General features: G+C 61.0%; 12 protein-coding genes. 7 read left to right on the forward strand and 5 right to left on the reverse strand.

The window, feature by feature from the left end; genetic code table 11:
• Window positions 1–78 precede the first annotated feature (78 nt).
• The gene (locus tag ACN0Q0_RS06000) at window positions 79–726 is read left to right on the forward strand and encodes a glutathione S-transferase family protein (protein WP_417242479.1); all 648 of its coding nucleotides are present in this window, start codon (window positions 79–81) and stop codon (window positions 724–726) included.
• Between the two features lie 96 nt (window positions 727–822).
• Here the strand turns inward: ACN0Q0_RS06000 and acnA are convergent, their stop codons facing one another.
• Window positions 823–3,591 (reverse strand): aconitate hydratase AcnA, encoded by a 2,769-nt coding sequence (gene acnA, locus ACN0Q0_RS06005; protein WP_417242480.1) that lies wholly within the window; start codon window positions 3,589–3,591, stop codon window positions 823–825.
• 529 nt (window positions 3,592–4,120) lie between these two features.
• On the opposite strand from acnA, the gene ACN0Q0_RS06010 reads away from it, so the two are divergent.
• Together ACN0Q0_RS06010 and ACN0Q0_RS06015 are read left to right on the forward strand one after the other, a co-directional pair.
• Window positions 4,121–4,732 carry a hypothetical protein gene (locus tag ACN0Q0_RS06010; protein ID WP_417242481.1) on the forward strand — a complete coding sequence of 204 codons (612 nt, stop codon included), beginning with the start codon at window positions 4,121–4,123 and terminating at the stop codon, window positions 4,730–4,732.
• Between the two features lie 198 nt (window positions 4,733–4,930).
• Window positions 4,931–5,650, forward strand: a complete 720-nt coding sequence (locus tag ACN0Q0_RS06015; RefSeq protein WP_417242482.1) for a DUF1223 domain-containing protein — start codon at window positions 4,931–4,933, stop codon at window positions 5,648–5,650.
• Between the two features lie 19 nt (window positions 5,651–5,669).
• On the opposite strand, the gene ACN0Q0_RS06020 is transcribed toward ACN0Q0_RS06015, so the two are convergent.
• From ACN0Q0_RS06020 to purB, 4 genes are all read right to left on the reverse strand, one after another.
• Entirely contained in the window at window positions 5,670–6,629 is a 960-nt protein-coding gene (locus ACN0Q0_RS06020; RefSeq protein ID WP_417242483.1) for a lysophospholipid acyltransferase family protein, read from the reverse strand.
• A 25-nt stretch (window positions 6,630–6,654) separates the two neighbouring features.
• A complete protein-coding gene (locus ACN0Q0_RS06025) occupies window positions 6,655–7,596 on the reverse strand; it encodes a DMT family transporter (protein WP_417242484.1) in 942 nt (313 codons plus the stop codon).
• A gap of 69 nt (window positions 7,597–7,665) precedes the next feature.
• Window positions 7,666–8,781 carry a flagellar motor switch protein FliG gene (locus ACN0Q0_RS06030; RefSeq protein ID WP_417242485.1) on the reverse strand — a complete coding sequence of 372 codons (1,116 nt, stop codon included), beginning with the start codon at window positions 8,779–8,781 and terminating at the stop codon, window positions 7,666–7,668.
• Between the two features lie 155 nt (window positions 8,782–8,936).
• Complete coding sequence (gene purB, locus ACN0Q0_RS06035; protein ID WP_417242486.1) at window positions 8,937–10,241, reverse strand: adenylosuccinate lyase; 1,305 nt, start codon at window positions 10,239–10,241, stop codon at window positions 8,937–8,939.
• Window positions 10,242–10,373: 132 nt separating this feature from the next.
• On the opposite strand from purB, the gene ACN0Q0_RS06040 reads away from it, so the two are divergent.
• The 4 genes from ACN0Q0_RS06040 to ACN0Q0_RS06055 all read left to right on the forward strand — a co-directional run bounded on the left by ACN0Q0_RS06040 (window position 10,374) and on the right by ACN0Q0_RS06055 (window position 13,124).
• Window positions 10,374–10,811: a DUF6314 family protein gene (locus tag ACN0Q0_RS06040; protein WP_417242487.1), complete on the forward strand. Its 438-nt coding sequence runs from the start codon at window positions 10,374–10,376 to the stop codon at window positions 10,809–10,811.
• Between the two features lie 190 nt (window positions 10,812–11,001).
• A complete protein-coding gene (locus ACN0Q0_RS06045; protein WP_417242488.1) occupies window positions 11,002–11,601 on the forward strand; it encodes a biotin transporter BioY in 600 nt (199 codons plus the stop codon).
• A 195-nt stretch (window positions 11,602–11,796) separates the two neighbouring features.
• The gene (locus ACN0Q0_RS06050; RefSeq protein WP_417242489.1) at window positions 11,797–12,720 is read left to right on the forward strand and encodes an MBL fold metallo-hydrolase; all 924 of its coding nucleotides are present in this window, start codon (window positions 11,797–11,799) and stop codon (window positions 12,718–12,720) included.
• Window positions 12,717–13,124 carry an OsmC family protein gene (locus ACN0Q0_RS06055; RefSeq protein WP_417242490.1) on the forward strand — a complete coding sequence of 136 codons (408 nt, stop codon included), beginning with the start codon at window positions 12,717–12,719 and terminating at the stop codon, window positions 13,122–13,124. The genes ACN0Q0_RS06050 and ACN0Q0_RS06055 overlap by 4 nt, the downstream gene beginning before the upstream one ends.
• Window positions 13,125–13,139: the final 15 nt, after the last annotated feature.

Genomic DNA, 13,139 nt, shown 5'->3' on the forward strand with positions numbered 1-13,139 from the left:
ATTTGTCAGGAGAACTGTGGCAATCTACGGCTCTGACGTCAAACGATCTGTCACATCAATCCCGAAGGAAACCGCCGAATGCTCACCCTCTATCACTCCCCCATGTCCCGCTCCACCCGCGTGCTCGCCCTCATCAACGCCTTGAACCTGCGCGACGAGATCGAGATCGTCACGGTCGTGATCAAGCGTCAGGACGGGTCGGGCCACCATGATCCCGCCAATCCGCATCCCGAGGGCAAAGTGCCGCTTCTGGTCACCGAAGACGGCGAACAGATCCGCGAGAGCAACGCCATCATGCTGTATCTGACCGACCGTTTCGGGTCTTGCGGGCGCGGCGTGGGGGCGGCGGGGCGCGGTGCGTATCTGTCGTGGATGACATGGTACGGCAACGTGTTCGAACCCGTCTATGTGATCGGTGTGGCGCACAAGATGGCCGCGGAAATGTCGGGTGAGGCACCGCCCGAAAACCCCGTTTTCACCACCACGTGGCGTACCATCCCTGATGCGCTCGCCGTTCTGGAGACGGCCCTCTCGGACGGGCGCCCGTTTTTGATGGGCGAGGATATGACGGCGGCCGATCTGTTGATCTGTTCGACCTATTTCTGGTTCGGCGCACCGGATGTACCGGTGGTTGCGGCATGGGTGGCGCGCTGTGCCGCGCTTGAGTGTGTGAAGGCCTCGGTGGCCTTTGACGAGGCACAAATGGCCAAACAGACCGCCCGTTAATCCCCGCGCCACGGCGGGTCTTCGGCGCCTGACATGCACAAACGAAAAGGCCCCGCCAAATCAGCGGGGCCTTTCCAATACCGGATGTGTGTCGCCTTACGCCTTGGCGAGGTTGCGCAACACGTAGTGCAGCACGCCACCGTTTTCGATGTACTCGATTTCGGGCGCGGTATCGATGCGGCACTTGACGGTGATGTCTTTGGTGCTGCCATCTTCATAGGTGATGGTTGCGGTCAAGTCCTGCAACGGAGTCACGCTGTCCAGACCCATGATGGTCACGGTTTCCTTGCCTGTGATGCCAAGGGATTTGCGGGTGTCACCGCCCGTGAACTCAAAGGGAACAACGCCCATGCCAACGAGGTTGGAGCGGTGAATACGCTCGAAGCTCTCGGTGATGACCGCTTTGACACCCAACAGGGCCGTGCCTTTGGCCGCCCAGTCGCGCGAGGAGCCCGCGCCGTACTGTTCGCCACCGAAGATGACCAGTGGTGTACCGGCCTCCTGATACGCCATGGAGGCGTCATAGACAGAGGTCTGTTGCCCGTCTGGACCGGTGGTGTAACCGCCCTCGACGCCATCGAGCATCTCGTTCTTGATGCGGATGTTGGCAAAGGTGCCGCGCATCATGATCTGGTGGTTGCCACGACGCGAGCCGTAGGAGTTGAACTCACGCGGCGAGACCTGACGCTCGGTCAGATACTGGCCCGCGGGGGTCGATTGCGCAAATCCGCCGGCGGGGGAGATGTGGTCGGTTGTGACCATGTCGCCCAGAACAAGCAGGGTTTTCGCGTCGACGACATTCTGGATCGTGCCTTTTTCCGCAGCCATGCCCTGGAAATAGGGCGGGTTCTGAATGTAGGTCGAGTTGACGGGCCAATCGTAGGTTTCGCCACCGGAAACTTCGACCGCCTGCCACTTTTCGTCGCCTTTGAACACATCGGCGTACTTTTTGAGGAAGGCCTCGCGGGTCACGGTCTTTTCGACCAGTTCCGCAATTTCCGCATTCGTTGGCCAGATGTCCTTGAGGTAGACGTCATTGCCATCTTTGTCCTGACCAAGGGGCTCGGTCGTGATGTCGATGTTCATGTCACCGGCAAGGGCATAGGCCACAACGAGGGGCGGCGAGGCGAGGTAGTTGGCGCGCACATCGGGGGAAATACGCCCCTCGAAGTTGCGGTTGCCAGACAGAACGGACGTCGCGATGATGTCGTCCTTGTTGATCGCGTCGGACAGTTCCTTCTGGATCGGACCGGAGTTGCCGATACAGGTTGTACAGCCGTAGCCGACAAGGTTGAAGCCGATCGCGTCGAGGTCCTCTTGCAGGCCGGCGGCCTCCAGATACTCGGTCACAACCTGTGAACCGGGCGCGAGGGAGGTTTTGACCCACGGTTTGCGGTTCAGACCCAGAGCGCGTGCTTTGCGTGCGACAAGACCCGCACCGATCATCACATAGGGGTTGGACGTGTTGGTGCATGAGGTGATCGACGCGATGACGATCGTCCCGTCGTGGATGGTGTAGTTTTCGCCTTCGACGCGGGCGCGCTTGTGCTTGCCGACATCGCCCGGAATGGTGCGGGGTGCGATTGCGCCGCCCTCGTCGGTCCATTCCGCTTTGTCTTCCTGATCGGCGGACCATTCGGGACGCTGACCGGTGATGTAGTCGTTAAACGTCTTTGCCGCGACATCGAGCGCCACGTAGTCCTGCGGGCGTTTCGGGCCGGAGATCGCAGGGACGATCGTGGCCATGTCGAGTTCGAGCGTCGAGGTGTAGACCGGATTGTAATCCGCATCACGCCAGAAGCCGTTCTCTTTGGCGTAGGCTTCGACGAGGGCCACGCGATCTTCGTCGCGGCCGGTCTGGGTGAGGTAGCGCAGGGTCTCGTTGTCGATCGGGAAGAAGCCACAGGTCGCACCATATTCGGGCGCCATGTTGGCGATGGTGGAGCGCTGCGCGATGGGCAGCGAGTCGAGGCCTTCGCCGTAGAATTCGACGAATTTGCCGACAACACCGTGTTGGCGCAGCATTTCGACGACTTTGAGCACGAGGTCGGTGCCTGTGGTGCCTTCGACCATCTCGCCGGTAAGTTTGAAGCCCACAACTTCGGGGATGAGCATGGAGATCGGCTGACCGAGCATTGCGGCCTCGGCCTCGATGCCGCCCACGCCCCAACCAAGAACGGCCATGCCGTTGACCATGGTGGTGTGGCTGTCGGTGCCGACAAGCGTATCGGGATAGGCGATCTCTTCGCCGTTCTGGTCCTTGTCGGTCCAGACGGTCTGAGCGAGGTATTCCACGTTCACCTGGTGACAGATGCCGGTGCCCGGTGGCACAACGCGGAAGTTTTCAAACGCGGTCTGACCCCATTTGAGGAACTGGTAGCGCTCCATGTTGCGCTCGTATTCGCGGTCCACGTTCATCTGGAACGCGCGCGGGTTGCCGAACTCGTCGATCATCACCGAGTGGTCGATCACGAGGTCCACAGGCACGAGGGGGTTGATCTTTTTGGCGTCGCCACCGAGCGATTTGATGCCGTCGCGCATGGCGGCAAGGTCGACCACGGCGGGAACGCCGGTGAAGTCCTGCATCAGAACGCGGGCAGGGCGGTAGGCGATCTCGCGGGGGTTCTTCCCGCCCTTGTCGGCCCATTCGGCAAACGCCTTGATGTCGTCGGTGGAGACGGAAAATCCCCCGTCCTCGAACCGCAGGATGTTCTCGAGCACCACTTTGAGCGATGCGGGGAGTTTGGAGAAATCACCGAATCCGGCCTCTTGTGCGGCGGGGATCGAATAATATGCGAGTGTCTTGCCGTTTACGTCGAGCGTACGGCGTGTCTTGGCGGTGTCATTACCGACTACAACTGTCATGGGGCTTGGCCTCCCTGGCTGGATGAGGGGTTTCGCTAGCGTGCTTTTGACGGGTTTTGTGAGTCCAATCAAGGGGGCGATTGCGCTTTTGTATACTATTGCACACAAAAAGGCGGGCGATACGGGAAAAACCCGGGCGGGTTTGCGCTAACAGTGCTGCGGACGTGTTAAGAACCGGTAAATCCGGGTCGCCGAACGCGGGATCACGCGTGCTGTAACTGCGCGCACACCGGTGCAGGACGTCCGTTCACGGTGTCCGTCCAAAGTGTCCGGCTTCGCGCCCGTGGCGCGTGATGCTCGCCCTGTATCGCGGCCCTTGCCCGATTTGAAGAAAATTTTAGCCGGTTTAACCGGCGGGTAAGATTTTTCGGGCAGATTGATCCTACACCTTGCGGCGCATGGCCCTGTGGCACCCCGTGGCAACGCGCCTCCTAACCGGCGTCCAACACAGCCATCGACGCCACGCCATCGACGCAAGGAAATACACAAAGGGATCATGGCCACGGCCTCCCCCACACAGGATACGCACATGTTTACGATTTTCCCATCTCCACGTTGTCTTGCTCTTGGCCTTTGCGTGGCGTCCGCGACCTCTTTTTCCGCGATGCCTGCGGTGGCCGCCGAAGACAATTTCAACAACGAATACGCGCCGCACATGACGCTTTACATGCAGCTGACCGTTTCGGAATGGCTGACCGACCCTGTGTTGCTCGACGCGATCCGCGCCCAGAACGCCGCGACAGCGGGGTTGTCCGAGGCCGAGATCCTCGCACTTGACGACGAATGGCGCGGCTCCGACGACACCGCTGCGCTGCGCAGTTCGGTCCTCGGGAATGCAGCAAGCGATTATCTGCGTACGATGGTTGCGGGTGCCGATGGCATGGTCACCGAAGTCTTTGTAACCGACGCGCTCGGGCTCAATGTCGCGGCCTCCGTGGCCACCTCCGACTATTGGCAGGGCGACGAAGCCAAATTTTCCGAAACCTTCAGTGTTGGTGTGGACGTGATCCACATCGGCGACATGGAAGTCGATACCTCCACGGGGGCGTATCAGGGCCAGGCCTCGATGACCGTCACCGACCCCGACACCGGCGCCCCGATCGGCTCGATCACCGTGGGGTTGCTCCCTGATATGTTCTAGGATCTCGATCCTGTCCACCAGGCCTGTCTGGCCTCGACACGCGCGCCGGGTTTCCCTCACGGCGCGCGTTTTGCGTTCGACCGCCTGTCCCCACACGGTGTTATCGCGCCGCGCCCGATTGTAACAGCTTCTCGCAAATGCTTGATTGGCGTGTGTGACCAAGCTTGGCTAAAAGAGGTCGGGAAACGGGAGACGTGGATGCGACAGATTCTGACTGGACTGGCTTTGGCAACCCTCATGACGGGCGGGGCCGTGGCACAAGAAACGGCAAAGGCGTCCGCGCCCCTTGTCGTGATCGAGCTGTTCACCTCTCAGGGCTGTTCGTCCTGTCCGCCCGCCGACGCGCTGATGACCGAGCTGTCCGACCTTGAGGGTCTGTTGCCGTTGTCGTTGCACGTTGATTACTGGGACTACATCGGGTGGAAAGACGCCTTTGCCCAAGCCAAGTTCACCGACCGTCAACGTGCCTATGCCCGTGCGGCGGGACAGCGTTCGATCTACACGCCGCAAATGATCGTTCAGGGGACCGACCATGTGGTCGGGTTCAAGCCGATGAAACTGGCCGACCAGATCAAGCGGCGACAGGCCCAGATGTCCAGGGTGCCGATGGCTTTGACTGCCGTGGCGCGTGACGGAATGATCGACATCATGGCCCGGGCAACTGGGCCGTTGCCACCGCAAATGGTGGTGCAGCTCGTGCGCTTTGACCCCCACGAGCGGATCGAGATCCGGCGTGGCGAGAATGCGGGCCGCGTGGTCGATTACACCAATATCGTGACCGAATGGACCCCCGTGGCCGAGTGGGATGGCAAAGAGGCCCTCTCCATCGCGGTGCCTGCGGCGGGACAGGACCGGTCCGCCGTGATCGTGCAAACCCGCGGCGCCGGTGCGATTGTGGCCGCGGTTGCCGTCAACTGAACCGCTGCGCGGCCGGGCGTTAGTCCCCGGTCGCGGCGCGTGTCTGTGCGGTTTGCGCCTGTGCTGCTGCGCGGGCCGCCCGTATTGCCGCGAGGCGTTCGGGTTTCCAACGGCGATGAACCCAGAACCATTGTTCCATGTGATCGCGCGTGATCGCCTCAAGGCTGTCATTGAGCGCCTGGGTCATCTGTTCGGGCGTGGTGTGGGCAATCGGGGCCTCGATCCGCACCCGAAACGATATCCCGTCCGCTTGGCGAATGCCGTAAATCGGGATGACGAGAGCGTCGTATTTGATCGCCAGTTCCGCCGCCGACAGTGCGGTCAGCGCAGGTTTGCCAAAAAACGACAATTCCGCGCCGTTCGACACAAATATATCGACCAGAAACCCGATCATGCCGCCGTCCGACAGGTGCCGCAACAACCGGCCCAGACCGCGCCGCCCGCGCGGGAAAATCGGACGCCCCACCGTGCCAATGGCCTGTTCGTAATGGGCGTTGAAAAACGGGTTCCGCATGGGGTTGTACAAGGCACCAAGGTCAAACCCCTGTGCAATCAACGCGCCGCGTGGCACATCGTAATTGCCAAAATGGCCCGTGACGAGGATCACCGGTCTCCGGCTGTCCCGCGCGGCATAAAGTGCCTCGACACCGTCGCCCTCAAAGGGCGTGGTTTTCATCCGCTCGACAAATTCGGCACCCGAATAGATCTCCATCAAGGTGCGTCCCGCATTGTCGGTCACGCCCCGCATCAGCCGTTTGACCTCTCGGGGGGGCAGATCCGGCATCACATGCGCAAGGTTGTTTTTGACGCGCCGGTTATAGCCCGCAAGTGGGCCGATCACCCGCGATGTGATCCATCCGACCATGCGGACCCGCGGCGCGTAGGGCAACAACCGTGCCGCTCCGAAGATTGCACGCAGGACGAGGTTTTGCAGGTAGTGGCTCAACGAGCCGTCCAAATCACCGCGCTTGATCTTCATCGGGAATGGGCCTGACGTTATGGGGTTAGAGGTCGGGCGCCCGCCGTAGGGCCCGTGTTTCGCGGTGCCAGACATAAAGCCCCGCCGACACGATCACAAGAGCGCCAAGGACGGTATAGGCGTCGGGCCAGACGCCAAAAATCAACACGCTCCACAGCGACGCGGTGATGAGGCCCGCATAGGAAAACGGGGCAACGGCAGAGGCTTCGGTGCTTGAATAGGCCTGAATCATCATCAATTGGGCAAAGGTGCCGATCACGCCGATCAGCGTCATCAACGCCCATGCCGAACCGTCGGGAGTGACCCACCGGAACGGTACGATCACCGCCATGACGCCCGCGCCGAAAAGGCCCGAATAGAGCAGTGCGGTTTGCGCCGGTTCCGATTTTCCGATGTAGCGCGTGGCGAGGGCGTAACCCGAAATACACACGGCGGTGCCGAGCGGCCATAGGGCGGCGGGGGTAAATACCTCTCCCGTCGGGCGGATCACGATCAATGCGCCGATCATCGCGGCGGCGATGCCAAAGGCACGGCGGGGGCCAACGCGCTCCTTGAGCACCAAGGCCGCGCCAAGGGTGATCATCACGGGGGCCAGATCCGCCACGGCGGTGGCTTCCGCCAGTCCGACACTTTTGAGGGCGATAAAGAAACACGCGGCGGCGGCCAGTTGGAACATGGCCCGCAGCCATTGCAGCCACGGATAATCCGTCTTTAGCAGACGTGGAATTTTATGGCGGAACAGCACAAGCACGATCAGCAACTGGCCGCCATAGCGGGCAAACAGAACCTGACTGACATCGACCCGTTGGCCGAGCAATTTGGCAACCGCATCCATAAGCGAAAAACTCGTCACGGAGACGAGCATAAACAGGATGCCTTTGGTGGCATCGGGAAGACGGGAAAACCAGATCATCGCGGGACGGTAGGCGGGTGGCCCGCCTTTGTCCATATGGTCAAAGTGGCACATTTTCGCACCGCACAGTCCGCGCAAATCCACAGCCCTTGATCAGGGGCGCGCCACAGCGCGGGCGTGGCCTCAATCGTCACCGGTCAAAAGGAAAATCTCGCCTGCGGATTCCAGTTCGCGAATGGCACCGACCACGGCCGTCATGGCCTCTTCGCCGTCCGCCTCCTTGACGCCGCCAAGGTTGGCGATTTCCTCGCGTAGACCATCGGCCATGCGTTTGGACATATTGTTGAGGATGAAATCGCGTGAGGCCTCGGCGGGGCCTTTGGCCGCTGCGAGGGCTTTGATCAGCGCCTCCTGATCCACTTCGCGGGTGACTTTGGAAATGTCGCGCGCATCGACGCGGGTGGCGATATTGGCGAAGGTAAAGATGTTCTTGCGCACTTCCTCGGCGAACTCTTTGTCGCGCTCGTCCAGACCCTCAAGGACCCCGTCACGGGTGGCGGAATTGGAAAAGTTGAGAATGGCCCCGATGCGTTCGGTGGGCGCATCGGCAAAGGCTTTGGGCGGTTGGCTGTCGAGTTGCCCCGCCACGGAAATCCCGATGCGTTGCACCACGCCGGGGGAGACAGAGGCGGTTTTGGAAATGGCATAGGCCACGCGGCGGGCGCGATCGCCGGGGATCATCGACAGCAACGCGGCGGCTTTCGCCACTTTGAGTTTCGACAGGATCACGGCGCAGACCTCGACGCTTTCGGTCTCCAGAATGGGCAAGAGGCGTTCGGCGTCAATATCGGCGATGCGCTCCCACGGATCTCCCGTCAGGGAAAAGCCCGCCTGTTTGCGCAGTTTCGCGGCGGTGTCGGGCGAAATCGTGCCGTCGAGCATGTTCAACGCCCCCTCAAGCCCGCCGGGAAAGCTGACGCCAATGGCCTCCAGTTCCTCAAGGAATTCCTCGACCACGGCAATCATCGTTTCACGGTCGATATTGCGCAGGTCGGTCATCTGGCGAGCCAGTTCGACCTGGGTTTTTTCGGGGAAATGCGCGAGCGACAGTTTCACCTCCTCGGAGGCGAGAATACGCACGATGACTGCCGCTTTTGCCTTTTTCGACATTGGTGTCGGCATGCGCGACACGGTCGCGGGAAAGTCCATCCCGCCAAAGCCACCGCCGCCCATGTCGGGCAGGTCGCCAAGTGCGGGCAGATCGCCCATGTCGTCGGAAATTTGCGGTAGCCCGTCCACGCGTCGCTCTCACCTTTGCCTGCCGTTGGGGTCAGGTGTAGCGTCAGACCCTTAACGCTTCGCTACCTGTGGCGAAATTCATCGTGTGACGCGCATAAAAAAGCCCCCGCACCGTGACGGGGGCGGGGGCTGAAACGTTCCGGTTTGTGCGTGGTTCAGGCGCCGAACACGCGCTTGAAAATCGTATCGACGTGTTTGGTGTGATAGCCCATGTCGAATTTTTCGTTGATCCCGTCTTCGCCGAGCGCCTCGACGACCTCGGCATCGGCCAACAAAAGCTCGCGGAAATCGAGACGCTTTTCCCAGACCTGAAGCGCATTGCGCTGTACCATGGAATAGGCGGCCTCACGCGAGACACCCGCCTGTGTCAGGGCCAACAGCACGCGTTGGGACATCACGAGGCCGGGGAACTTGTTCATGTTGTCGAGCATGTTTTCGGGGAAGATCAACATCTTGTCGACCACACCCGTCAAACGGTTGAGGGCGAAATCCAGCGTCACGGTGGCGTCTGGACCGATGGCGCGCTCGACGGAGGAGTGCGAGATATCACGCTCGTGCCACAGTGCCACGTTTTCCATCGCGGGGATCACGGACATGCGGACCAGACGGGCCAGACCCGTGAGGTTTTCGGTCAACACGGGGTTCTTTTTGTGCGGCATGGCCGAGGAGCCTTTCTGGCCCATGGAAAAGAACTCCGCCCCCTCAAGGACTTCGGTGCGCTGCATGTGACGGATCTCGATGGCGACGTTCTCGATCGACGAGGCAATCACACCGAGCACGGCAAAGAACATCGCGTGACGGTCGCGCGGGATAACCTGGGTCGAGATCGGTTCGGGGGTGAGGCCGAGTTTCTCGCACACATGGTCCTCGACGCGCGGGTCGATGTTGGCAAATGTGCCGACCGCGCCGGAAATGGCGCCGGTGGCGATCTCTTCGCGGGCCTGTTTGAGACGCGCAAGGTTGCGGTCCATTTCGGCGTAGAACCGCGCAAAGGTCAGGCCCATGGTGGTGGGTTCGGCGTGGATCCCGTGCGAGCGGCCCACGCGGACGGTCATTTTGTGCTCCATGGCGCGTTTTTTGAGCGCGGCCAGAAGCGCCTCGAGGTCTTTGACCAGAATGTCGGAGGCACGCACGAGTTGCACGTTGAAACAGGTGTCCAGAACGTCCGAGGATGTCATGCCCTGATGCACAAACCGCGCCTCGTCGGAGCCGACATGCTCGGCGAGGTGGGTCAGAAACGCGATCACATCGTGTTTGGTGACAGCTTCGATTTCGTCAATGCGGGCCACGTCGAATTCGACGTCTTTGGCCTTCCACACGGCATCGGCGTTTTCGCGCGGGATCACGCCAAGATCGGCCATCGCGTCACAGGCGTGGGCCTCGATTTCGTACCAGATTTTGAACTTGGTGGCGGGTTCCCAGATGTCGACCATCTCTTTGCGGGCATAGCGGGGGATCATCGGCGGACCTTTCCGTTTGAGCAGGGATTTCGCCCGCGTCTTTACGCGGGGGGAGGGCAAAGGGCAAGAGTGGGCCTTGCTGCCACGGGGTGGTGCGGCTAATTTCGCGCCACTGATCCAAAGGGGCGCATCATGCGAGGGCTATCCGACTTTGAGGGCGCGTGGGCGATCACCCGCGAGATCACCGACTTTACGGGTGGTCCCGATGCGCGTCTGACGGGGCAATGCACCTTTGCGCCCGAGGGCGCAGGGTTGACGCAGGCCGAGGTCGGCACATTGCAATTCGCGGGCAGTTCTGTGGCGCTCAAGGCCGAGCGGCGGTATTTCTGGACGGCCCAAGGCAATGAGATCGCGGTATTTTTTGATGATACGCGGTTTTTCCATGCCTTTGATCCGCGCGGCGGGACGGCGCAGGCCGAACATGATTGCCCGCCCGACCGCTATGAGGTGCGCTACGGATTTGGCACGGGGGCGCTGTTGTCGTGGACGGTCGAGTGGCGGGTGCGTGGCCCGCGCAAGGATTACCTGTCGCTGACACAGTTTTCACGCGGCCCCGTGCCGGTGCTGTAGCCGGTGCTGTAACCGGTGGCATCCTCCACGCAGGCTTCGCGCGGATTTGCAAATTGCAGCTATCGCTTTGCACATAATTTGCGAATTTGCCCGAAAGTCACCACCGACCGCCGCAATGCGCTTGCCCTTGAGGCACGCTTGGGGCAAAAACAACGCAACACGATTAACAACGCGGGAAAGGAACGATCCTATGGCGATTGCGATGACCGATAAAGTACTGGCCGAGGCTTTCGGCGCAACCGAAGGCACCGCGCTGCGGGCGAAACAAGTGGCGCTGGTCGTCGCGGGCGTGATGATCCTTGCGATCTCGGCAAAAATTGCGGTGCCGATGTGGCCCGTGCCAATCACCATGGGGACATTCGCTGTGCTCTCGCTCGGTGCGGCCTACGGTCCACGCCTCGGTCTTGCCACCATCGCGCTCTACATGCTCGTCGGGGCGCTTGGCTTTGACGTTTTCGCAGGCTCCTCCGCTGAAACACACGGGATTGCCTATATGATGGGTGGCACCGGCGGCTACCTCGTCGGGTACGTTCTGGCCACTGTTGCTCTCGGCATGGCCGCACGCGCCGGTTGGGATCGCAGCCCCGTGAAAATGGCAGGCGCCATGCTCATCGGTAATGCATTGATCTACGTCCCCGGCCTGATCTGGCTCGCCGTTCTCTACGGTGTGGACAAGCCCATCCTCGCATGGGGTCTGACACCGTTCCTTATCGGGGACGCGCTGAAACTTGCACTGGCAGCGATGGTCCTGCCCGCCGCATGGAAGTTCGTAGGCAAAGCCCGCGGCTAAGCCCGAGCGACACAGATTTGAAAGGGCGTCCCGAACGGGGCGCCCTTTTTCGTTCGGGGGGCGGGGGAGGTATGCAAATTTATGCATATCAATTCGGGTGATACTGATGCAAGGTTTGCGCACGGCCCCTTTGATCGGGTTTGATCGGGGGCGCCGCGTGGCCAAGGGGCCTGCTTTTTATTCGGAGGATGGACCATGACCGTAATTCAACGCGCAACCGCAACCGCATTTGTTATGGCTTTCATGGCGGTACCGGCACAGGCGGATATGTTCGAGGTGCAAAACGTGACGGATGGCGTCTACGCTCTGGTCGGCCCCAAGGAACAGCGCTCCGCCGAAAACCTCGCCAATAACGCAACCTTTGGCCTCGTTGTGACCGATGAGGGGGCTGTGCTGATAGATCCGGGCGGAAGTTGGAACGGCGCCGGTGCCATTCATGCCCGCATCCGCGAGATCACCGACCAACCCGTCACGTTTGTGATCAACACGGGCGGTCAGGATCACCGTTGGCTTGGCAATGGCTATTGGCGGACCCAAGGGGCAACCATCATTGCCGCCCAAGCGGCGGTTGACGACCAAAAGGACCGTGGATCACAACAGATGGGCGCCCTGTCGCAGTTCTTGGGGGACGGTCTTGCGGGGACAGATCCCGCCTATGCCGACGTGACCTTTGCCGATGCCTATACCCTCGACCTTGGCGGGCTGACGTTCGAGATTACCCATGCCGGACAGGCGCACACGCCGGGGGACAGCTTTGTCTGGCTCGACGAAAAGGACACGGTGTTCACCGGCGATATTGTGTATGTGGAGCGCATTCTGGGCAATGGCGGGCAATCGAACGCCAAAAGCTGGATCGAGGTGTTCGAGACGATGGCGGCGTTGGAACCGCGCTATGTTGTTCCCGGACACGGGCATGTCACCACCTTGGCGACCGCCACCGCCGACACCTATGACTACCTCGTCAATCTGCGCACCCAAATCGGCGCGGTGATCGAGGCGGGCGGCGACATCATGGACGCGCCGGATATCGACCAGTCCGCTTTCGAATATCTCGAACAGTTCGACAGCCTTGCGGGACGCAACGCACAGACAACCTATGAACAGATGGAGTGGGAATGATGCTGCGCTATTCCGTTTCTGCCAAACGACTGGATGACACAGGCTCAGAGGCCACGGCGGGGCAGGCGCGTATCCGTCTGGATACCGCACTGGCCGGACGGCCCGATGCGTTCAACCCTGCCGAGCTGTTACTGGCATCTTTGGCTGCGTGCATGATCAAGGGCGCCGAACGGGTGACGCCAATGATCAAGTTCGACCTGCGCGGCCTTGAGGTCTCGCTTTCCGGCCACAGACAGGACAGCCCCCCTAAAATGGTGGCGATCAGCTACGAACTGGTTGTCGACACGCCTGAAACCGACGAGCGCATTGCTCTGCTGCACAAGAATATCCGCAAATACGGGACGATCTCCAATACGTTGGACGCCGCCCTCGAGCTTTCCGGAACAATCAGGCGCAAGTCCTGAGGCCCTCCCCGCGCC

Source organism: Celeribacter sp. (assembly GCF_048259695.1).
Lineage (GTDB): Bacteria > Pseudomonadota > Alphaproteobacteria > Rhodobacterales > Rhodobacteraceae > Celeribacter.

Bases quoted from the DNA above. Each gene is read 5' to 3' on its own strand.
- ACN0Q0_RS06050 (WP_417242489.1), top strand. From the start codon at position 11,797: ATGACCGTAATTCAACGCGCAACCGCAACCGCATTTGTTATGGCTTTC.
- ACN0Q0_RS06010 (WP_417242481.1), top strand. From the start codon at position 4,121: ATGTTTACGATTTTCCCATCTCCACGTTGTCTTGCTCTTGGCCTTTGC.
- ACN0Q0_RS06000 (WP_417242479.1), top strand. From the start codon at position 79: ATGCTCACCCTCTATCACTCCCCCATGTCCCGCTCCACCCGCGTGCTC.
- ACN0Q0_RS06040 (WP_417242487.1), top strand. From the start codon at position 10,374: ATGCGAGGGCTATCCGACTTTGAGGGCGCGTGGGCGATCACCCGCGAG.
- ACN0Q0_RS06020 (WP_417242483.1), bottom strand. From the start codon at position 6,629: ATGAAGATCAAGCGCGGTGATTTGGACGGCTCGTTGAGCCACTACCTG.
- acnA (WP_417242480.1), bottom strand. From the start codon at position 3,591: ATGACAGTTGTAGTCGGTAATGACACCGCCAAGACACGCCGTACGCTC.
- ACN0Q0_RS06055 (WP_417242490.1), top strand. From the start codon at position 12,717: ATGATGCTGCGCTATTCCGTTTCTGCCAAACGACTGGATGACACAGGC.
- ACN0Q0_RS06045 (WP_417242488.1), top strand. From the start codon at position 11,002: ATGGCGATTGCGATGACCGATAAAGTACTGGCCGAGGCTTTCGGCGCA.
- ACN0Q0_RS06025 (WP_417242484.1), bottom strand. From the start codon at position 7,596: ATGTGCCACTTTGACCATATGGACAAAGGCGGGCCACCCGCCTACCGT.
- ACN0Q0_RS06015 (WP_417242482.1), top strand. From the start codon at position 4,931: ATGCGACAGATTCTGACTGGACTGGCTTTGGCAACCCTCATGACGGGC.
- purB (WP_417242486.1), bottom strand. From the start codon at position 10,241: ATGATCCCCCGCTATGCCCGCAAAGAGATGGTCGACATCTGGGAACCC.